The sequence below is a fragment of the Pseudomonas sp. MG-9 genome (assembly GCF_018729515.1).
GTDB lineage: Bacteria > Pseudomonadota > Gammaproteobacteria > Pseudomonadales > Pseudomonadaceae > Aquipseudomonas > Aquipseudomonas serboccidentalis.
In genome coordinates this window covers 70,322-89,233 of record NZ_JAHHZH010000004.1, presented here as the reverse complement: position 1 = coordinate 89,233, position 18,912 = coordinate 70,322, and the positions used below count along the sequence as shown (strand labels likewise).

Here is an 18,912-nt window from a genome sequence, read left to right as displayed (position 1 = left end):
AGCAGTCGCAAAATTCCAAGGGCCGCTGCGCGACCCAACGGGGGCAAGCCCCTCGCCACAGAATTCTATTCAGCCGATGACTGGTGCACACTCCCAATCAATCTCCCCTGCTGGCACCGGCCGCCCAAACCAGTAGCCCTGCCCCAGATCACACGCCTGTTCCAGCAGAAACGCCGCCTGCTCCGCCTGCTCGATGCCTTCGGCATGCACCTGCATGCCCATGCTCCGAGCCAGGGCGATGATCACCCGAACGATGGCCACATCGTCCTCGTCCCATGGCAGCCCGGCGACAAAGCCCTGATCGATTTTGAGCTTCTGCACCGGCAGGCGCTTGAGCCGCAGCAGTGACGAATAGCCAGTGCCGAAATCGTCGATCGCCAGGCGAATCCCCAGTTCGCGCAAACGATGCATCTGCTCCAGCGCCACTTCCGGATCATCCATCACCGCGCTTTCGGTGACTTCCAGCTCCAGATAGGCCGGGTTCAACCCGCTCTCGTGCAGCACCTGCGCCACCTGCTGATACAGCTCGCGCCGGGCGAACAGCCGCGACGACACGTTCACCGCGACAAACGACAGCACAATCCCGGCCTGCTGCCATTGGCACATCTGCGAACACGCCTGGCGCATCACCCAGGCGTCAATTTCGGCAATCAGCCCGGTGCGCTCGGCAATCGGAATGAATTCCGCCGGCGACACCAGCCCGCGCTGCGGATGCTGCCAGCGCACCAGCGCTTCGACACCGATCAGGCGACTGGTACTCAGATCGTGAACCGGTTGGTAGTAGACCCGCAGTTCCTGCTGCTCCAGCGCGCGGCGCAGTTCGAAGGCGATCTCGACCCGTTGCTGTGCATGCGCAGTCAGCTCTTCGGTATACAACGCATAACCGTTGCGCCCGCTACTCTTGGCCTTGAACAGCGCAGCGTCGGCATTGCGCAGCAGCTGGTCGGCGCTCAACGCGTCACTGGGGAACAGGCTGATGCCGATACTCGCGTTGATGAACAGCTCATGCCGGTCGATACCGAATGGCTCCTTCAGCGCATCGAGAATGCGCTGCGCCAGCGCCGCAGCCTGCACCAGCTGTGGACAACTTTCTGCCAGCACCGCGAACTCGTCACCACCGAGCCGCGCCAGGGTAATCCCGGGGCCGAACAGATCCTGCAGACGCGCCGCCACTGCCTTGAGCAGGCGGTCGCCGACGTTGTGTCCGAGGCTGTCGTTGATCATCTTGAATTGATCGAGATCGATCATCAGCAAGGCGCAGCCACGCTTGTGGATCTGCGCCGAGGCCAGCGCCTGTTCGGCGCGGTCGCTGAACAGCAGGCGATTGGGCAGATCGGTCAGCGGGTCGTGGTGGGCGAGGTGTTTGAGTTCGTGTTCGGAGTCCTTGATCGCACTGATGTCGGAAAACACCGCCACGTAGTGACTGAGGCGGTCCTGATCGTCGTGAATGACGCGGATGGTCTGCCACTGTGGATAAATCTCACCGCTCTTGCGACGGTTCCAGATTTCCCCGCTCCACTCGCCGTGGGCCTGCAGCGTGGCGAACATCGCCTGATAGAAGCCCGGCGGATGATGGCCGGACTTGAACAGGCTCGGCTGATGACCGAGGACTTCTTCGCACTGGTAACCGGTGATCTCCATGAACGCCCGATTGACGTGCACGATCAGGCCCTCGCGGTTGGTAACCAGCACCCCTTCGCGGGTGCAATCGAACACCGCTGCCGCCTGGCGCAGGCGCTCACGGTCGGCCTGACGCTCGCGCAAGCGCGCACCGATGCCGAGAAACTCATACAAACGCACGCGCGCCAGAAAGATCAATCCGGCACTCAACGCCGCCCAGATGTAACCGTTGATCAGTTGCCATCGCTGTAGATCGACAGATTCATCAAAGAAACTGTTCAATAAGTAACCAGTACCCTGCAGCCAGACGACAGCAAGTACCAGATAAAGCAGCGCTGCACGCAAGGCATCGCGGTATGTGGCAGGCATTCGGCTGTCCATGTCCCTACAAAAAAGGCTGGAATTATAGGTGAAGAAACATCCAGCGACTCTTATCTGAAAGGGCGACTGGTTTTATCTGTGTGCTTGGTGATAATGCAACGGCTGTTTTTTTCTTTTTCGAGGGCCCTATAGCCTATGTGGTACGAAGGTTTTCTTGGCTTGTCGGCCTGGTCACTGGTCGCGGTCACCCTGCTGATGACCCATGTGACAATTGTCGCCGTCACAGTCTATCTGCACCGTTACTCGGCCCATCGCTCGCTTGAGCTGAATGCCGGCCTGAAACACTTTTTCCGCTTCTGGCTGTGGCTGACCACGGCGCAGAATACCCGCGAGTGGACCGCCATCCACCGTAAACACCACGCCAAATGCGAAACCGAAGATGACCCGCACAGCCCGGTCGTCAAGGGGCTGTCCACGGTGCTGCGCAAAGGCGCCGAGCTGTATCGCGCCGAAGCCGAAAACCCGGAGACCCTGCGCATCTATGGCAAGAACTGCCCCGAAGACTGGATCGAGCGCAATCTCTACAGCCGCTATCCGTTGCTGGGCGTGGCGATCATGGGCGTCATCGATCTGCTGCTGTTCGGCACCATCGGCATCACCATCTGGGCGATCCAGATGATGTGGATCCCGGTCTGGGCCGCCGGCGTGGTCAACGGTCTGGGCCATGCCATCGGCTACCGCAACTTCGAATGCCGCGACGCGGCGACCAATCTGGTGCCGTGGGGCATCCTGATCGGCGGCGAAGAGCTGCACAACAACCATCACACCTACCCCAACTCGGCCAAGCTGTCGGTGAAGAAGTGGGAGTTCGACCTCGGCTGGGCGTGGATCAAGGTCTTCAGCTTCCTCGGTCTGGCCAAGGTGCAACGTGTGGCGCCGATCGCCCACCGCGTCGAAGGCAAGGGCAATCTGGACATGGACACCGCCATGGCGATCCTCAACAACCGTTTCCAGATCATGGCCCAGTACCGCAAATTGGTGATCGGCCCGCTGGTCAAGCAGGAGCTGGACAAGGTCGATCATTCGGTACGCCATCAATTCCATCGGGCCAAACGCCTGCTCTCGCGGGAAACCAGCCTGCTGGAAGACCGTCATCACTTGCGCATTCAGAACATGCTCGAGCACAGCCAGGCGCTGAAAGTAATTTACGAAAAACGCCTGGCCCTGCAGCAGATCTGGGTCAAGACCAGCGCCAATGGCCACGACATGCTCGCCGCCATCAAGGAATGGGTGCACGAGGCCGAGGCCAGCGGCATTCAATCCCTGCGTGAATTCGCCGACCAGTTGAAAACCTACTCGTTGCGTCCTGCAGCGGTCTGATGCCGTTGATCGGTGCGCCCGGACTACCGGGCGCACCCTTCGGAACTAAGCACAAAATCCCCTATCTCAAAGACTTCGCCACCCCGGCGGGCTGTACTGTGGCCGTTGTCGAAATCGCGGCACGCCCTTTGAGATATGTGCCGATGGTCAACAACAATCAAAAAGACTCATCCCCTGCGCAGTGGCCCGAGGCCGCGCAAACCCTGATGGCGCTGATGCACGCCCAAGGCGAAGTCGCCCGGCTGAGCGAGCGCGAACAGCTGTTCAGCTCACTGCTGGTGAGCGTGAACGCGGTGCTTTGGGCGTTCAACTGGGAAACCCGTCAGGTGCTGTACGTCAGCCCCGCGTATGAACGGATTTTCGGTCGCTCTGCCGGGCTCTTGCTCGCCGACTACAACCAGTGGCGCGACAGCATCTACCCCGACGATCTGGATTACGCCGAACGCAGCCTTGCCGATGTGCTGCACAAAGGCGCGGTGGAAGACCGCGAATACCGGATCATCGCCGCCGACGGCCAGGTACGGTGGATCAGCGACAAATGCTTCATCAACCGTCAGGACGAGCCCGGGCAACCGGTGATCATTGTCGGCATCGCCGAGGACATCACCGACAAGAAGCACATGGAAACCGAGTTGCAACGCCTGGCCACCACCGACGTGCTGACCCAAAGCAGCAACCGTCGCCATTTCTTCGAATGTGCCCATCGCGAGTTCGAACAGGCACGCCTGCAAGGTGCGCCACTGGCCTTCCTGCTGCTGGACATCGATGACTTCAAGCTGATCAACGACAGCTACGGCCACCCCGAGGGCGACAACGTATTGCAGCGGATTGCCGAGTGCGGGCGCGGCTCGTTACGCCGGGGCGATCTGTTCGGACGCATTGGCGGTGAGGAGTTCGCCGCGGTGTTCCCCGGTTGCGCGCCGGACATGGCGATGCAAGTGGCCGAGCGGTTGCAGCAGGAGATTCAGCGCTTGAGTTTCAACCATGACGGGCAGACATTCGGCATCACCGTCAGCCAGGGCCTGACCAGCCTCAAGGAAGGCGACGCCAGCCTCGACGGCCTGTTCGCCCGGGCGGATGCGGCGATGTACGAGGCCAAGCGGCAGGGCAAGAACCGGATTATCTCAAGCTGAATCCACCGTCCGACTCACCTCCCTGTAGGAGCTGCGGCACGCTGCGATCTTTTGATCTTTTGATTTCAAAGATCAAAAGATCGCAGCGTGCCGCAGCTCCTACAATGGATCCTGGTGAATCCGGTTATTTGCGCATCCGCATCAACTCCGGCAGCCCGATCTTCAGCAGCCGCGCCGTGCGACTCTTGGCCAGTTCCTCGACGCCCTCGTGCTCGGTCAGGCGAGCCATTTGTGCCGCCATGTTCATCACCAGCGCCTCACGAGAGTAAACCCCGCCACCGAGCTGGTAGACCGATGCAATCAGCTCCCGCAGCTCCAGCGGCAAGCGCCAGCGCGTGCGCAGCGCCGAACCGTAGGCCGCGCCAAACTCCGCCAGCGCATCGCCCACCTCCTCCCACTCATCCAGCTCTCCGCCAGCCTGCTTCCACTCCTGCAAACAGCGCAGCAACGCCAGATCGCCGAGGCGATGCAACATGCCGGCGCAATAGCAGCGTTCCTGATCCAGATCGAGCAGGCGCGCCAGCGTGCGAGCGTATTCCGCAGTGTGCAGCGACAGCCCCCAATAGCGCTCGGCGTAATCGGCCAGGCACGGGTCACTGAGTTTGGCACTGCGCTTGAGCGCCAGGCCGAGAATCAGATTCATGCTCTGCCCCGTGCCCAACCGATGCAGCGCCTGCCCCAGGGTTTGCACCGCCGCGCCATGATGCTGCGCTGCGCTGTTGGCCGCCGCGATCAGCACCGCAGTGATCTGCGGATCGGTGCGTACCTCTTCTTCCAGCAGTTTCAGATCAAGGCCGCTCGGATTCAGGCTGCGCTTCACCGCCACCTGGACATCGGTCATCAACGGCGCACCATCGGCCTGCTCGCGGCGGCGCTCAAGAAACACCGCCAGGGTCATGCCCGGCGCCAGCGTCGGCACTTCGCAGGACACCTCTTCGCCGGCATCCAGCAGCAGGCCCTGCAAGCGCTCGGTCAGGCTTTCCATGTTCAACGGTTTGGTCAGGTAGGCCGTGGGGGCCAGCGGAATCGCTTCGCGCACACTGGCGCTGTCATTGCGGCTGCTCATCAGAATGAACGGCAGTGGCGGATTGCGTTTGCGCTGACGCACGCTGCGCAGCACGCTCAAACCGTCGATGCCCGGCAACTCCCAATCGACAATCGCCAGGTCATACGGCACTTCGCTGAGCAATGACATGGCTTGCTGACCATCGGCACACAGATCCAACCGCGCATCGCAACGGACATTGAGCAACACGTGTTTGAGCAGGTCCCGGGACCACGGATCGGCCTCGGCAATCAGCACTCGGGGTACGGCGGGTAAATCAACGGCAGTCATGCTCGCTCTCCCTTGCAATGCCTGAACCTTAGCCAATGCTGGCCTTTCGATACAGCGCAAAAGCGCTTGATGTGTTTCAGGGGCGTAAAAAAACCCGCCGAAGCGGGTTTTTTGTCTATCCGATCACACAGCGCGCGGCTTACAGCTCCGAGAAGCACTCTTCGATGATCGCCAGACCTTTGTCCAGTTGCTCGTCCGGCGCCGTCAGCGGAACCAGAACGCGCAGAACGTTGCCGTAGGTGCCGCAGGACAGCAGGATCAGACCCTTGTCACGCGCCTTGGCCACCACCGATGCCACCGCCGCAGCGTTCGGCTTGTGGCTGTCGCCGTTTTCGAACAGCTCGACCGCGATCATCGCGCCCAGGGCACGCACTTCGCCGATCACTGCCGGGTATTTGGCCTGGATGGCCTTCAGGCCGGTCACCAGACGCTCGCCGACAGCCTTGCAGCGGTCCAGCAGGTGTTCTTCTTCGAACACTTCCATCACGGCCAGGGCCGCAGCGCAAGCGATCGGGCTACCGGCGTAGGTGCCGCCCAAGCCGCCTGGGGCGATGGCGTCCATGTACTCGGCCTTGCCGCAGACACCGGCCAGCGGGAAGCCGCCAGCGATGGATTTGGCGAAGGTGGTCAGGTCGGCAGCAACGCCCATCTGTTCCATCGCGAAGAAAGTGCCGGTACGGCCAGCGCCGGTCTGCACTTCGTCAGCAATCAGCAGGATGCCGTGCTGGTCGCACAGGGCGCGCAGGCGCTTCATGAACTCTTTCGGCGCGACGTAGAAACCACCTTCACCCTGCACAGGCTCGATGATGATCGCGGCGATGTCTTTCGGCTCGGCGTCGTTCTTGAAGATGCGTTCGATGGAAGCGATCGAATCGTCGATGCTCACGCCGTGCAGTTCGTTCGGATACAGCGCGCGGAAGATGCCGCCTGGCATCAGGCCCATGCCGGCCGAGTAAGGCACGACTTTACCGGTCAGACCCAGGGTCATCATGGTGCGACCGTGATAAGCGCCGGTGAAGGCGATCACGCCGGCACGGCCAGTGGCGGCACGGGCGATTTTCACGGCGTTTTCCACGGCTTCGGAACCGGTGGTCACCAGGAGGGTTTTCTTGGCGAAATCACCAGGCACCTTGGCGTTGATCTTTTCGCACAGCTCAACGTACGGCTCGTAGGCCAGCACCTGGAAGCAGGTGTGGGTCAGCTTGTTCAGTTGTTCGGTCACGGCAGCGATGATTTTCGGGTGCACGTGGCCGGTGTTCAGTACAGCGATACCACCGGCGAAGTCGATGAACTCACGACCTTCAACGTCAGTCACGGTGGCGTTCTTCGCCGATTCAGCGAAGATCGGGTGAATCTGGCCAACACCACGTGGAACAGCAGCGGTACGGCGGGCCATCAAGTCAGCGTTAGTCTTGCTCATTACAGTCCTCATTCACCGCTCATCGGGCGGCGTGGTTCAAGGATTAAGCGGGAGAAATCGGCGGTGGCAGCATGCGATGATCGACTGCCACGGCGTTCCCGGCCGCAGAGAAAATTCCGGTTTGAAACGACGCAAAGGGACAGCGCTCTCGTGCCCTTTGCGTTTGCAGCGATCCCTTACTCGGCTTAGATGCCCAGGCAGAGGTATTTGATTTCCAGGTAATCTTCGATGCCGTACTTGGAGCCTTCACGACCCAGACCCGAGGCCTTGATGCCGCCGAACGGCGCGACTTCGTTGGAGATCAGCCCGGTGTTGACGCCGACCATGCCGTATTCCAGGGCTTCAGCCACACGGAACACACGACCCAGGTCACGCGCGTAGAAGTAGGAGGCCAGACCGAACTCGGTGTCGTTGGACATCGCGATCACTTCGGCTTCGTCTTTGAAACGGAACAACGGCGCCAGCGGACCGAAGGTTTCTTCCTTGGCCACAGCCGCGTCTTTCGGCACGTTGGTCAGGATGGTCGGCTCGAAGAAGTTGCCTTCCATTGGCTTGCCGCCAGCCAGCACGGTGGCGCCTTTGGCTACGGCGTCAGCGATGTGCTCTTGCACCTTGGCCACGGCTTTTTCGTCGATCAGCGGGCCCGTGGTGGTGCCTTCTTCCAGACCGTTGCCGATTTTCAGCTTGGCGACGGCCACTTTCAGCTTCTCGGCGAACGCGTCGTAGACCGAATCCTGAATGTACAGGCGGTTGGCGCAGACGCAGGTCTGGCCGTTGTTGCGGTACTTGGAAATGATCGCGCCTTCGACGGCCTTATCCAGGTCCGCGTCGTCGAACACGATGAACGGTGCGTTGCCGCCCAGTTCCAGCGAGACTTTCTTGATGTCCTTGGCGCACTCCGACATCAGTTGGCGACCGATTTCGGTCGAGCCGGTGAAGGACAGCTTGCGCACGATCGGGTTGCTGGTCAGCTCGCTGCCGATGTCGCCGGCGCTGCCGGAGACCACGCTGAACACGCCTTTCGGGATGCCGGCACGCTGGGCCAGTTCAGCCAGGGCGAACGCGGAGAACGGGGTTTGCGAAGCCGGCTTGAGCACCATGGTGCAACCGGCGGCGAGCGCAGGGCCGGCTTTACGGGTGATCATCGCCGCCGGGAAGTTCCACGGGGTGATCGCTGCCGTCACGCCGATCGGCTGCTTGATCACGATCAGGCGCTTGTCCGGCTGGTGGCCAGGAATCACGTCACCGTAGATGCGTTTGGCTTCTTCGGCGAACCACTCGATGAACGAAGCGGCGTATACGATTTCACCCTTGGCTTCGGCCAGCGGCTTGCCCTGCTCGAGGGTCATCAGGCGCGCGAGGTCGTCCTGGTTCTCGATCATCAGTTCGAACCAGCGACGCAGCTTGCCTGCACGCTCCTTGGCGGTCAGTGCACGCCAGGCCGGCAGCGCTTTATCAGCGGCTTCGATCGCGCGGCGAGTTTCGGCAGCGCCCATTTTTGGCACGGTGCCAAGGATTTCGCCGGTGGCCGGGTTGTTGACCTTGATCGTCTGACCGTTGTCCGCATCGACCCAAGCGCCATCAATGAAGGCTTGCTGGCGGAACAACAGGGTGTCTTTAAGCTGCATGTCGGCTTTCCTTAACAGCACCGCGGCCTGCGCGGAGCAAAATTATGATTGTAGAAAGGCGCCTCGCAAGGCTGCCGTCAGGGAAATCAGAGACCGGGTGAGGCCCATCCATCGTGCACGATTCGAAACACGTGCGGCTCAGCACTCGATCAAAGAGCGTTTGAAATCTCAAACGGATCGTAGGATCAAAGGGGTTAAAGGACAATAGGTCGTTCGAAAAAAAGAACAAAAACGGCGTGTTTGTGGAAATTTTCAGATCAACGAGCAAAAAGCCCCGGCCGCAGCCAAACCATAGATCAGCCCGGCAAAAGCGCCAAGCGAGGGTTTTGCAGGACGTTACAGCTTTAAGGAATGCAGCGGTTTCAACGGACACGCGCCCTGACAAAACCCGCCGAAACCCAGCATGGACGCCCCGAGCCGACCTAGGTATGATGTCGCCCGCTGCACCAGTAGCTCAGCTGGATAGAGTACTGCCCTCCGAAGGCAGGGGTCGTGGGTTCGAATCCCGCCTGGTGCACCACTGATTTAAACGAGAAAGCCCCGGACTGTGATGGTCCGGGGCTTTTTTGTGGTCGCTGTCTCTCATGCGACGGCTTTCACTCCGTCGTCCAGTCAAACTCGTCGTAATCGTCGTCATCCTCTTCTTCCCCAACCTCCTCAAAAACCTCGTCTTCTTCCACGACGTCTTCTTCCGACTGGTTCAGCAGAAACTCCTTACGCGCCTCGGTAATCGCGCGCCGCATCTCTTCGCCCTTCTGCGGGCAGTTGAGGAGTTGGGCGATGCGGTCGATTTTTGGTGCCACGGTGTTCTCCAGCGCTTCAGCTATGGCCCGATAGTGCGCGTTTTTGCCGGGCAATGCCAAATGGCTGGGCGAACAGGCGGTCAGTTCTGGCGGATTTGCTCGAGTCGCAGGTCAAGGTCCACACCGGGGTAGCGTTTGTGCAGGTTGTTGTACAGCGCATCAGCGGCTTGCGACTGGCCGGAGTCGCGCAGGCGCAGGACTTCGCGCAGTTGTGTGTCAAGGCCGTTGGCCGGGGCGGCGGCGCGTTTGCTGACTTTGGCTTCATCGGTGCTGATCGCGTCGCTTTGCATCGGCGCCGCCATTTCCATCATCGGCGCCGGTGCCGGCATTGCGCCAGCGGGGACTGCCAGCGACTGCGCTTCAGGGGCTTGTTTGCGCGCCAATGGTGCGGCGGGTTTGGCGGCTGGGGCGAAGTCGAATCGGGGCTGTGGCTCGGGCGCACGTTGCACCAGCGACAGCATCAGTGCCACACCGACCAGGCTGGCGAAGGCGACCTGCCAACGCGGCTTCTGGCAGGCTTGCAGCCAGCGTTGCCACAGGCTTGGCTTCGGCGCCGGGGTTTCGCGGTGGGCCGCATTGAGGATGAACGCATCAAGGTGCGCCGGCGGTTCAGCGTTTTGCTGTTCGCGAACATGTTTGATCACAGGATCTTCGGGTGTCTGCCGGGCGTCAGTCATGTCAGTACCTCCTCGGCCAGCAGCCGACGCAGTTTTTGCTGGGCGTAGCGCAAGCGGCTCTTGACGGTTTCCAGCGGTGTTTCGGTGAGGCTGGCGATTTGCGCCAGGTCGAGGTCGCCATGGGCGCGCAGCAGGAACACTTCGCGTTGATCGGCGGGCAGGGTTTGTAGGGCGTTTTCCAGGCGTTGACTGTCGCGGCTGAGGTTCAGCAGTTGTTCGGGATCGTTGGCCTCGTCGCCCACCGCATGCAGCTGTTCGTCGTAGCTGTCGTGCAGCGGCTGATGAGCGCCGTGTTTGCGCCAGTGATCGATCAGGCGATTGCGCGCAATCTGGAACAGCCACGTACGAAATGTCGCCCGCCCCTGTGGCTGACTGGCGCTGCGGATCAGGCTCAGCCATGTGTCCTGAAACACCTCATCCGCCAGTTCCGGTTTACCGCTCAATCCCAGCAGAAAGCGATACAGACTCTGACGATGGCGGGCGTACAGCGTCTCGAACGCCGCGCCGTCGCCCTCGCGATAACGCGCCAGCAGCGCTTCATCGCTGCTGGCGGCCGTGCTGTCTGGCACAGCAAACAGCTGACTGATGAAGCCTTTCAATCGGCTCACTATTCGATCCGTCGCTCAGTGGGCATCGCATTCGATGCGGTTGAGGTGCGCAGGCTTTGCGCCAGTTCGACCAATTGCACGAACTCGTTACGCAAGCCGAAACGGTCATCGCCGCGCGCACCACGGGCCAGCGCTTCGGTGTCTTTCAGGCTGAAATCGCCGGTGTAACGAGCATCCTTGAGCTGTTGGGAAAACGCCGCAACCGCCGCCGCGAAACGCAGATCTTCGCTGGCCGGTGCGACCTGATTGGCAATCGGCCGCTCGATCAGCAGACTTTTCCCACCTTCGGGCTGTTGATAACGCACACGCAGCATCGCCATTTCCCCGTTCTTCGCCGCAACCGCCGCCTCCGATTTACCGTAGCGCAGCGGTTCCAGCCAGCCCTTCTCGCCTGCCGGGACAATTTCATACAGCGCGGTCACCGTGTGCCCTGCGCCGACTTCACCGGCATCGACCTTGTCGTTGCTGAAATCCTCACGCTTGAGCGCGCGGTTTTCGTAGCCGAGCAGGCGATATTCACTGACCTGGGCCGGGTTGAATTCCACCTGCAATTTGACGTTTTTCGCCACCACCGCCAAGGTCGAGCCGAGTTGATCCACCAATACTTTGCGCGCCTCGCGCAGGTTGTCGATGTAGGCGTAGTTGCCGTCACCGGCGTCGGCCAGTTGTTCCATCAGGTGTTCATTGTAGTTATCCACACCAAAACCCAGGGTGGTCAGGGAAATCCCGGTCTTGCGTTTATCCACAGCCATTTGCTTGAGACTGTCGAAGTCGCTGACGCCGACGTTGAAGTCACCGTCGGTGGCCAGCAGGATGCGGTTGATGCCTTGGGGGATGAACGCCTGCTGCGCCATTTGATAGGCCAGTTCGATGCCCGACGCGCCAGCGGTAAAGCCGCCTGCGGTCAATTGCTCGATGGCTGTGCGAATTTTCGCTTTCTCGCGGCCGGACGTTGGCTCCAGCACCACCCGGGATTCGCCGGCATACACCACCAGCGATACCCGGTCCTGCTCGCGCAATTGATCGACCAGCAACTTCAGCGTGCTTTTGACCAGCGGCAGCCCTTCGCGGCGATCCATCGAACCGGAAACGTCCACCAGAAACACCAGATTCGCCGGGGCCAGTTCCGCCACAGCGCGGTCGGAGGCCTTGATGCCGATGCGCAGCAGGCGCGTGTGTGGATTCCACGGGGTGGCGGCCAGTTCGGTGGTTACGCCGAACGGCGAGCCATCGCTGGGCAGCGCGTAGATATAGGGAAAGTAATTGACCATCTCTTCCAGTCGCACCGCGCCCTCCGGCGGCAGACGTCCCTGATTGAGCAAACGCCGGACGTTGGCATAGGCGCCCGTATCGACGTCGGCGCTGAAGGTCGAGACCGGGGATTCGGCGACGCTATGGATCGGGTTGTCGGCCAGCGCCTGATACTGCTCGCGCTGTTCGTCGCGGTAGCCCTGTGGATAACTGTCTGCAGCCGGCATCGCCGCGAAACTGGCGATCGGCGCCGGACGCGCGCTGCGCTTGGCCATGGCGCCATCGACGCTGAGCGCTTCATGCTGAATCGAAGCCTGAGGCTGCGCCGGTGGCGGGACAGCAGCTGACTCCGGATTGGAAGACACGCCGCAACCGGCGACGGCCAACAACACACCGACCGCAGCAGGTCGCAGAAAAGGCAGAGAACGGGACATGGGGGCTGACCTCGGGATGAAAGTGATCCATTCATCCTCTGAGACGGGCAGCCCCTTCAGTTCGGGTTAAACGCCGCTGACATTATTTTCAGCGGTGATAACGCCGCACCACGCTGCTGTTACGCAGTACGTGGCCTTTGATTTTGTCCATCAGTTCGGCGCGGGTCAGACCGGCCGGCAGGGCGTCCGGGGCCAGGTCGAGGGCGTAGATCTGGATGATGTAGTGGTGAGCACTGTCGCCAACCGGTGGGCATGGCCCGATGTAATTTGTGGTGCCTTTGCTATTGGTGCCGCCCACGCCTTCGAGGCTGGACTTGGCGCCAACACCGGCCGGGATCTGCCGGGTGGTGGCCTTGATGCCGTAGTGAATCCAGTGATCGACGCCCATGCCCTTCTGACCGTCCGGGTCGTGCATGACGATCGCGTAGCTCTGGGTAGCGCTGGGGCCAGCGTTCCAGCTCAGGGCCGGGGACTGGTTCTTGCCACCGCAACCGGCCGAATCGCTGGCGGCGGCCGAGGTGAACAGGCGGTTGTCCGAGACACCAGGGATGTCGAGGGTAAAGCGCTCGGCTGCCTGCGCCGGAAACTGCACGCAAAGGGCGACGGCAACGGCCGCCAGCCAAGGGTTTAGAGAGGTCAATCGGGTCATTCCGGGAGCACCTTGTGCAGTTAGGCCTTCGTCGGCCTGCAAACTATAGCTGTACCGTTGATGCCGTGGCAGTAGCAATTGGCTGAACCTCGCACTGTGCCGCAAACTCGTAAGAGAAATACCCGCGAGGAATCCGATCATGTCCCTGCACCGTGTCGCCCGTTTCGCTGATGTCCCTGAAGACCGTGGCCTGCAAGTCGAAATCGGCGACTGCAAGATTGTCCTGCTCCACGCAAACGGCCAGCTACGGGCGTTTCAGGGCGAATGCCCACATGCCGGGGCGCCGCTGGCGGACGGCGCGCTGTGTCACGGACGCCTGATCTGCCCGTGGCATAAGGCCGCGTTTCGCGTCGAAGACGGCGCAGTGTGCGAACCGCCGGCCCTCGACAGCCTCAAGCGTTATCCGCTGGAGTTACGGGGCGATGAGGTCTGGGTCGATGATCAGCCATTGCCGGACGCGCATACGCCGCCGGCAGATGATCCGCGCACGTTCGTGATTGTCGGCGCGGGTGCAGCCGGCACCGCGTGTGCGGCGGCACTGCGCGAGAAAGGTTTTGGTGGCCGGATCATCATGATCGACCGCGAGCCGGACGCCGGTTACGACCGCACGGTGCTGAGCAAATTCGTCCTCGCCGGGGAGATGACCGCGCAGGAAACCCCGCCGCTGCGCGATGAGGCTTTTTATAAAGAGCAACGTATCGAACGTCGGCAAGGCGAAATCACCTCCCTCGACGCTTCGGCGAAAACCCTGCAGTTGCACGACGGCCAGTCCCTGCGCTACGACGCGGCAGTGCTCGCCACCGGCGGCGAGCCCAACCCGCTGCAACTGCCCGGTGCCGATCTGCCGCAGGTGTTTGTCCTGCGTTCGAAAGCCCAGGCCGAACAGATCATGCACGCGGCCAAGCCGGATCAGCGTGCGGTGATCATCGGCGACAGCTTCATCGCCCTCGAATGCGCCTCGGCGCTGCGCCAGTTCGGCCTCGACGTCACGGTCATCGCCCGCCACACCATTCCGTTCGCCGCGCAGTTCGGCGAAGCGGTGGGCAAGGCGATCCGTGCGCTGCATGAGGCACACGGGGTGAAATTCCTCACCGGCCACGAAGCCCGGGAAATCACCGGAGATGGCAAGGTCGAGGCGGTGTTGCTGGACAACGGTTTGCGCCTGTCGGCGGACCTGGTGCTGGCGGGGGTCGGCGTGCACCCGGCCACCGAGGCTTTTGCGGCGCTGCCGAGGGAAAAGGACCAGTCGCTGCGGGTCGATGCCAGTCTGCGCGTCACCGATGGCTTGTGGGCGATTGGCGATATCGCCACGTTCACGCTGAACGGCCAGCCGCAACGCATTGAACACTGGCGCCTGGCCCAGCAGCATGCGCGCATCGCCGCCGCCAACATGCTCGGCGCTGATGAGCATTATCTGGATGTGCCGTTTTTCTGGACCTGGCACTTCGGCAGGAACTACGACTACCTCGGCCATGCCGAGCATTGGGATGAAGTCGAGTTTCTCGGCGAACCCGAGCAACCGCCGTTCATCGGGCTGTTTGGCAGGAGCGGCATGGTCGTGGCTGCGGTGGCGTGCGAGAAGGAGCGGGAGATGGCGATGCTCGCCGAGCGCATGAAACAACCACTGTCGATGGAACAAGCGTGGACGCTGATCCGCGATTAGTCATCGATTCGTGTAGGAGCTGCCGCAGGCTGCGATCTTTTGATCTTAAAAAAGCAAAATCAAAAGATCGCAGCCTGCGGCAGCTCCTACAGCGGAATCGTCGTTCAGGTGGGGCGATTCACCGGATCACGGTTTGCGTCATCCTCGGCGTGCAGAAAGATCACCCGCGGATGCTCCAGTGGCGCCAGCGGTGGCGGCAATTGCGCCGGCTCCAGCGGACGAAAGTTGAGCACCACATGGCTGATGTCACCGTCCTGATCGTTGTGGATGGTCATCACCCCGGGCGTACGCAACGTCTGCAAGCGGTCATCGCACAGCCGGAAGCTCTTGGTCAGCCCTTCGTCGTCAACCACCGGCGCCGGTAGACGGCGCTGGGCGAAGCTTTTGCTCTTGCGCTGTTGATAGCGGGCCCAGGCAATCAGGATCACCGCGTTGACCAGCGCCACCCACAGGTAGATGTTCAAGGTGCCCAGCGCTTCGAACGCCGAGTTGTCGATGCGCGGCCCGCCGGCATGGGTTTCGATCAGCGGCCATAGCCCACGCACCAGCAGAAACAGCAGGCCGACCCAGGCCAGCACGGTAAGGATCACATCGATCACGACCAGGAACGGGCGCTGGCGGGTCCGGATGATTTTCATTTGATGACCTCCTCTTCGTCGTCTCCGACCGGTTTGATACCCCGGTCAGGGCTGACCCAGCGCGCACGCTTCTGATGCTGACCGAACAACACCTTGGGAAAACTGACCAGCGTGGTCAGCAGACTGATGAACCAGAACACCAACGGGTACCAGACCACCCAGAACATCGTGCGTCCCAGGCCCGGCTCGTAGCGCCGGTCAATGATGATGCTGACGGCGAACTGCACCAGACAGACGAACGCCAGCAGCAGCCCGGTGAACGCCGGTGGCATCAAGTGATCGACCGCAATGGCTTCGGGCATCACCACGAACTTGCCCACTGCCCAGAAAATCACCGACAACAGGAAAGTGAAGGCCCAACCGGTCGACAGGCAATATTCGAACAGCAGCGGCCACAGGTAACGATGGCGGTACTGCCAGATCCCGCGAATGTTCTTGAACAATACTTCGGCGCCGCCCTGCGCCCAGCGCAGTCGCTGCTTCCACAGGCCGCCGAGGGTTTCCGGCATCAGGATCCAGCACAGCGCCCGCGGCTCGTAGAAGATGCTCCAGTGATCGAGTTGCAGCTTCCAGCTGATGTCGATGTCTTCGGTGATCATGTCCGGGCTCCAGTAACCGACCCGGTTCAACGCCGTACGGCGGAACGCGACGATGACGCCGGACACGGTAAAGATCCGCCCGAACACCCGCTGCGTACGCTTGATCAAGCCGATGATCGACGAGAACTCACCGACCTGTACCCGCCCGACCAATGTTGAGCGTGTGCGAATCCGTGGGTTGCCGGTCACCGCGCCAAGCCGTGCGTTGTCGAGCATCGGCGCCACCAGATAGGCCGCGGTGTTCGGCGCCAGCAGCGCGTCACCGTCAATGCACACCAGATATTCACTGCGCGCAGCAATGGCGCCCATGCGCAGGGCCACAGCCTTGCCCTGGTTTTCCGCCAGATGCAGGACCCGCAACCGTGGGTCTTCCTTGGCCAGCGCATCCAGCACTTGCGCGGTGTTGTCCTTGGAGCCGTCGTTGATCGCAATGACTTCAATGTTCGGGTAATGCTGCCCCAGCGCCGCGTGGATGGTGTCGGCGGCGTTGTCGCCTTCGTTGTAGCAAGGGATCAGGATCGAGATCAGCGGCTCGCCTTCCAGCGGCGGCGGCAGGGTGTCGTCCTTCCACGGCCAGTGGCGTTCCCAGTGCAGCCAGAAATACAGGCCGCCAGCGATCCACAGCCCGGACATGAACAACGGGTAGAAGAACACGAAGTCCATCAGGAACTGCCCGGTGACCAGGAAGATCAACCCCAGCGGCACGCCGAGGACGAGCGCCAGAACAAGCAGGGCTAACAGTCTATCCAGCATGTCATGGGTTCCATTTGTTGGAGAGCGCAGGCCTTACGGTTTTCAGGTCCGGCAGGTTGTCGAGGAAGTTGTCCGGGTAGTAACCGAAACTGGTCGCACCCTGACGCTTGAGCCGGCCCATCCAGTCGGCCAGTTGCGCGCCGTCGATGTCGGCCTGATCCTTTTTGGTCCAGTCGCGGGCCTGCAATTCGAACACCGTGCGGTCCAGTGCACCGGGGCGCTGTTTGATCTTCGCCACCAGCGCTTCGAGCCACGGGCCGGATTGCGCCTGGGTCTGTTTCTCCATCAGCGGCATGGCCATCGGCGCCGTCCAGTCGTAGGTCACGAGGAAATCGTCGAGGTTCTGTGCAAACCAGGCTTCGCTGTCGGGGTTGAGGATCGGTTCGGCAAAGATGTTGCGTGCGGTCTGCACCTGCGGGCCACGGATCGCCCGAACCTTGGCAGTCAGTTCATTGGTGAAGTCGATCAGGTAGCGGCTCTTGAAGCGCGTCCAGCGCTGCATCGCTGCCGGATCATCGCGAAGCGCGGCAATCGATCCCGGCAAACCCTGCGCAGCGTAAGCCTTCAAGGCCTGCGGGCTGGCGTCCTCGAAGTCCGAGAGCACCGCGTCGTCGTGGTAGAGAATGCCGTCGACCGAGGTCAGGCGCGCCACGTCTTCGTAGATTTCACCGATGATCTGCCGTACTTGCGGATCGAACGGCGACAGGCGCTGATACTGGTCCGGATCGACCGCAGTGGTGCCGGTCTTCGGATCCCAGCGAGTCACGCGTGGCAGCTTCGAGTCGAGGCCGAAACTGAGCACCGGCATCCAGGCGAACACCTTCACATGGGCGCGGGTGCGCAGTTGCCAGGCCACACGGTCGAAGATGTCGGCGCGCACCGGCAAGTGACGGTTGGGGAAGTACAGCGAGTGCACCAGCCCGTCACCCTTCGGATCAGCAAAGGCCTGCAGGAATACGGTGTTGGCGCCCATGTCGGCCATGCGCTGGACCAGCTTGCCGAGGTTGATTTCCTGCTGCGCCGGGTCCGGGTCGTAGACGTTGTCCAGATCGACGTGGACCACACGCATGGTGAAGTCGGATTGTGCGCCGACGATGCTGTTGGCGAAATGCTCGCCGTCAGGATCGGACGCCACCAGGAAGCGCGGGCTGCTCATCAGGTTGTCGAGGGCGTCGAGACCGTCGTCCAGGGTCAGGGCCATTTCGTAGCCCTGCTCGCCGACCACCGCCAGCGAAGTGCCGTCCGCCGTGCCGTACGGCCAGACCCAGATGCGCGGTTTCTTGCCGGTGACCTTGCGGATCTTTTCCGAGATGGTCGCGACGTCGTTGCGGATCCGTGCACGGAACTCCTCTTCGGATTCGTAGCGCTTGGTGACCGGATCGTAGCGGCGAGTCGCCGCCGCCGGCTGCAGGTTGCCCTGCGGGTTGGCGAGGATGCCTTTGTGGCTGGCGTCCGTGTGGGCGGCGATTTCCACCAGCCCCGATTGCGAGATTTCCCGTATCTGGCCCCAGGTGAGGAAATCCGATCGTGCCCGTGGCGCACCGGCAAAATCCACCGGTTGATTGAGCGGGGTGTCGATCCACACACCGACCGGCGCCAGCAAGGCGTGCCAGTTGTAGGCGCGCAGCACCGGCAGCACGCGGGTATAGAAGCTCGAATAACCATCGTCGAAGCTGAGCAGGATCGCCTTGGGCGGCAGTTCCGGGCCACCCTTGCGCGCGGCCATGATCTGATCGACGGTGACCGGTTTGTAGCCGTTCTCGCGCAGCCACGCGAGTTGCTCGATCATGCGCTCGGTGCGCACCGCCACCACGGCCTGATCGGGGTCACGGTCTTCGACGTCGTGATAGGCGATGCCCAGTACATGGTTTTTCGGCCACGGTTTTTCATTGGCCGCCACCGGACGCTGCGACGGCGGCGCGAAGGCCGGGGCTTGCTGGGCGCAGGCGCTGACCAGCAGCACTCCCAGCAAAAGGATGAAACGCGTAATCAAAGGCAT

General features: G+C 61.7%; 15 protein-coding genes and 1 tRNA gene. 4 read left to right on the top strand and 12 right to left on the bottom strand.

The features are described from left to right. Positions 1 to 69: 69 nt before the first annotated feature. Positions 70 to 1,989, bottom strand: a complete 1,920-nt coding sequence (dibA, locus tag KKQ10_RS11295; RefSeq protein WP_127648462.1) for a phosphodiesterase DibA — start codon at positions 1,987 to 1,989, stop codon at positions 70 to 72. Positions 1,990 to 2,136: 147 nt separating this feature from the next. Here dibA and desA point away from each other — a divergent pair, with 147 nt between their 5' ends. Continuing rightward, positions 2,137 to 3,321: a delta-9 fatty acid desaturase DesA gene (gene desA / locus KKQ10_RS11290; RefSeq protein WP_127648461.1), complete on the top strand. Its 1,185-nt coding sequence runs from the start codon at positions 2,137 to 2,139 to the stop codon at positions 3,319 to 3,321. Between the two features lie 143 nt (positions 3,322 to 3,464). Continuing rightward, entirely contained in the window at positions 3,465 to 4,454 is a 990-nt protein-coding gene (locus KKQ10_RS11285) for a GGDEF domain-containing protein (protein ID WP_215501138.1), read from the top strand. Between the two features lie 124 nt (positions 4,455 to 4,578). Here the strand turns inward: KKQ10_RS11285 and KKQ10_RS11280 are convergent, their stop codons facing one another. The 3 genes from KKQ10_RS11280 to gabD form a co-directional block, all read right to left on the bottom strand. Continuing rightward, the gene (locus tag KKQ10_RS11280; RefSeq protein ID WP_127648459.1) at positions 4,579 to 5,790 is read right to left on the bottom strand and encodes a response regulator; all 1,212 of its coding nucleotides are present in this window, start codon (positions 5,788 to 5,790) and stop codon (positions 4,579 to 4,581) included. Positions 5,791 to 5,929: 139 nt separating this feature from the next. Next, positions 5,930 to 7,210 (bottom strand): 4-aminobutyrate--2-oxoglutarate transaminase, encoded by a 1,281-nt coding sequence (gene gabT / locus KKQ10_RS11275; RefSeq protein WP_215501137.1) that lies wholly within the window; start codon positions 7,208 to 7,210, stop codon positions 5,930 to 5,932. Between the two features lie 185 nt (positions 7,211 to 7,395). Beyond that, on the bottom strand, positions 7,396 to 8,838 hold the full coding sequence (gene gabD / locus KKQ10_RS11270) for an NADP-dependent succinate-semialdehyde dehydrogenase (protein WP_025113404.1): 1,443 nt from the start codon (positions 8,836 to 8,838) through the stop codon (positions 7,396 to 7,398). A gap of 443 nt (positions 8,839 to 9,281) precedes the next feature. Between gabD and KKQ10_RS11265 the strand changes: the two genes are divergently transcribed. Further along, a tRNA-Arg gene (locus KKQ10_RS11265) sits at positions 9,282 to 9,358 on the top strand. A gap of 76 nt (positions 9,359 to 9,434) precedes the next feature. Here KKQ10_RS11265 and KKQ10_RS11260 read toward each other — a convergent pair. The 5 genes from KKQ10_RS11260 to KKQ10_RS11240 all read right to left on the bottom strand — a co-directional run bounded on the left by KKQ10_RS11260 (position 9,435) and on the right by KKQ10_RS11240 (position 13,260). After that, positions 9,435 to 9,701: a hypothetical protein gene (locus KKQ10_RS11260; RefSeq protein ID WP_252191578.1), complete on the bottom strand. Its 267-nt coding sequence runs from the start codon at positions 9,699 to 9,701 to the stop codon at positions 9,435 to 9,437. Positions 9,702 to 9,721: 20 nt separating this feature from the next. Further along, positions 9,722 to 10,318 carry a hypothetical protein gene (locus KKQ10_RS11255; RefSeq protein ID WP_215501135.1) on the bottom strand — a complete coding sequence of 199 codons (597 nt, stop codon included), beginning with the start codon at positions 10,316 to 10,318 and terminating at the stop codon, positions 9,722 to 9,724. Beyond that, positions 10,315 to 10,896, bottom strand: coding sequence for an RNA polymerase sigma factor (locus KKQ10_RS11250; protein WP_252191594.1), 582 nt, complete (start codon positions 10,894 to 10,896; stop codon positions 10,315 to 10,317). Before KKQ10_RS11250 ends, KKQ10_RS11255 begins: the two co-directional genes overlap by 4 nt. Before the next feature lie 29 nt (positions 10,897 to 10,925). Next, positions 10,926 to 12,611 (bottom strand): vWA domain-containing protein, encoded by a 1,686-nt coding sequence (locus KKQ10_RS11245; protein ID WP_215501133.1) that lies wholly within the window; start codon positions 12,609 to 12,611, stop codon positions 10,926 to 10,928. Between the two features lie 88 nt (positions 12,612 to 12,699). Beyond that, positions 12,700 to 13,260 (bottom strand): YbhB/YbcL family Raf kinase inhibitor-like protein, encoded by a 561-nt coding sequence (locus KKQ10_RS11240; protein WP_127648453.1) that lies wholly within the window; start codon positions 13,258 to 13,260, stop codon positions 12,700 to 12,702. Between the two features lie 139 nt (positions 13,261 to 13,399). On the opposite strand from KKQ10_RS11240, the gene KKQ10_RS11235 reads away from it, so the two are divergent. Beyond that, positions 13,400 to 14,923 (top strand): FAD-dependent oxidoreductase, encoded by a 1,524-nt coding sequence (locus KKQ10_RS11235; RefSeq protein ID WP_215501132.1) that lies wholly within the window; start codon positions 13,400 to 13,402, stop codon positions 14,921 to 14,923. Between the two features lie 104 nt (positions 14,924 to 15,027). On the opposite strand, the gene pgaD is transcribed toward KKQ10_RS11235, so the two are convergent. The 3 genes from pgaD to pgaB are packed head-to-tail and all read right to left on the bottom strand — an operon-like array spanning position 15,028 to position 18,912. Beyond that, positions 15,028 to 15,561, bottom strand: coding sequence for a poly-beta-1,6-N-acetyl-D-glucosamine biosynthesis protein PgaD (pgaD, locus tag KKQ10_RS11230; RefSeq protein WP_127648451.1), 534 nt, complete (start codon positions 15,559 to 15,561; stop codon positions 15,028 to 15,030). Then, the gene (gene pgaC, locus KKQ10_RS11225; protein WP_127648450.1) at positions 15,558 to 16,913 is read right to left on the bottom strand and encodes a poly-beta-1,6-N-acetyl-D-glucosamine synthase; all 1,356 of its coding nucleotides are present in this window, start codon (positions 16,911 to 16,913) and stop codon (positions 15,558 to 15,560) included. The genes pgaD and pgaC overlap by 4 nt, the downstream gene beginning before the upstream one ends. A 1-nt stretch (position 16,914) precedes the next feature. After that, complete coding sequence (gene pgaB, locus KKQ10_RS11220) at positions 16,915 to 18,912, bottom strand: poly-beta-1,6-N-acetyl-D-glucosamine N-deacetylase PgaB (RefSeq protein ID WP_215501131.1); 1,998 nt, start codon at positions 18,910 to 18,912, stop codon at positions 16,915 to 16,917.

Coding starts and splice junctions, on each gene's coding strand:
- dibA (WP_127648462.1), bottom strand. CDS start 1,989: ATGCCTGCCACATACCGCGATGCCTTGCGTGCAGCGCTGCTTTATCTG.
- desA (WP_127648461.1), top strand. CDS start 2,137: ATGTGGTACGAAGGTTTTCTTGGCTTGTCGGCCTGGTCACTGGTCGCG.
- KKQ10_RS11285 (WP_215501138.1), top strand. CDS start 3,465: ATGGTCAACAACAATCAAAAAGACTCATCCCCTGCGCAGTGGCCCGAG.
- KKQ10_RS11280 (WP_127648459.1), bottom strand. CDS start 5,790: ATGACTGCCGTTGATTTACCCGCCGTACCCCGAGTGCTGATTGCCGAG.
- gabT (WP_215501137.1), bottom strand. CDS start 7,210: ATGAGCAAGACTAACGCTGACTTGATGGCCCGCCGTACCGCTGCTGTT.
- gabD (WP_025113404.1), bottom strand. CDS start 8,838: ATGCAGCTTAAAGACACCCTGTTGTTCCGCCAGCAAGCCTTCATTGAT.
- KKQ10_RS11255 (WP_215501135.1), bottom strand. CDS start 10,318: ATGACTGACGCCCGGCAGACACCCGAAGATCCTGTGATCAAACATGTT.
- KKQ10_RS11245 (WP_215501133.1), bottom strand. CDS start 12,611: ATGTCCCGTTCTCTGCCTTTTCTGCGACCTGCTGCGGTCGGTGTGTTG.
- KKQ10_RS11240 (WP_127648453.1), bottom strand. CDS start 13,260: ATGACCCGATTGACCTCTCTAAACCCTTGGCTGGCGGCCGTTGCCGTC.
- KKQ10_RS11235 (WP_215501132.1), top strand. CDS start 13,400: ATGTCCCTGCACCGTGTCGCCCGTTTCGCTGATGTCCCTGAAGACCGT.
- pgaD (WP_127648451.1), bottom strand. CDS start 15,561: ATGAAAATCATCCGGACCCGCCAGCGCCCGTTCCTGGTCGTGATCGAT.
- pgaC (WP_127648450.1), bottom strand. CDS start 16,913: ATGCTGGATAGACTGTTAGCCCTGCTTGTTCTGGCGCTCGTCCTCGGC.
- pgaB (WP_215501131.1), bottom strand. CDS start 18,912: ATGCCTTTGATTACGCGTTTCATCCTTTTGCTGGGAGTGCTGCTGGTC.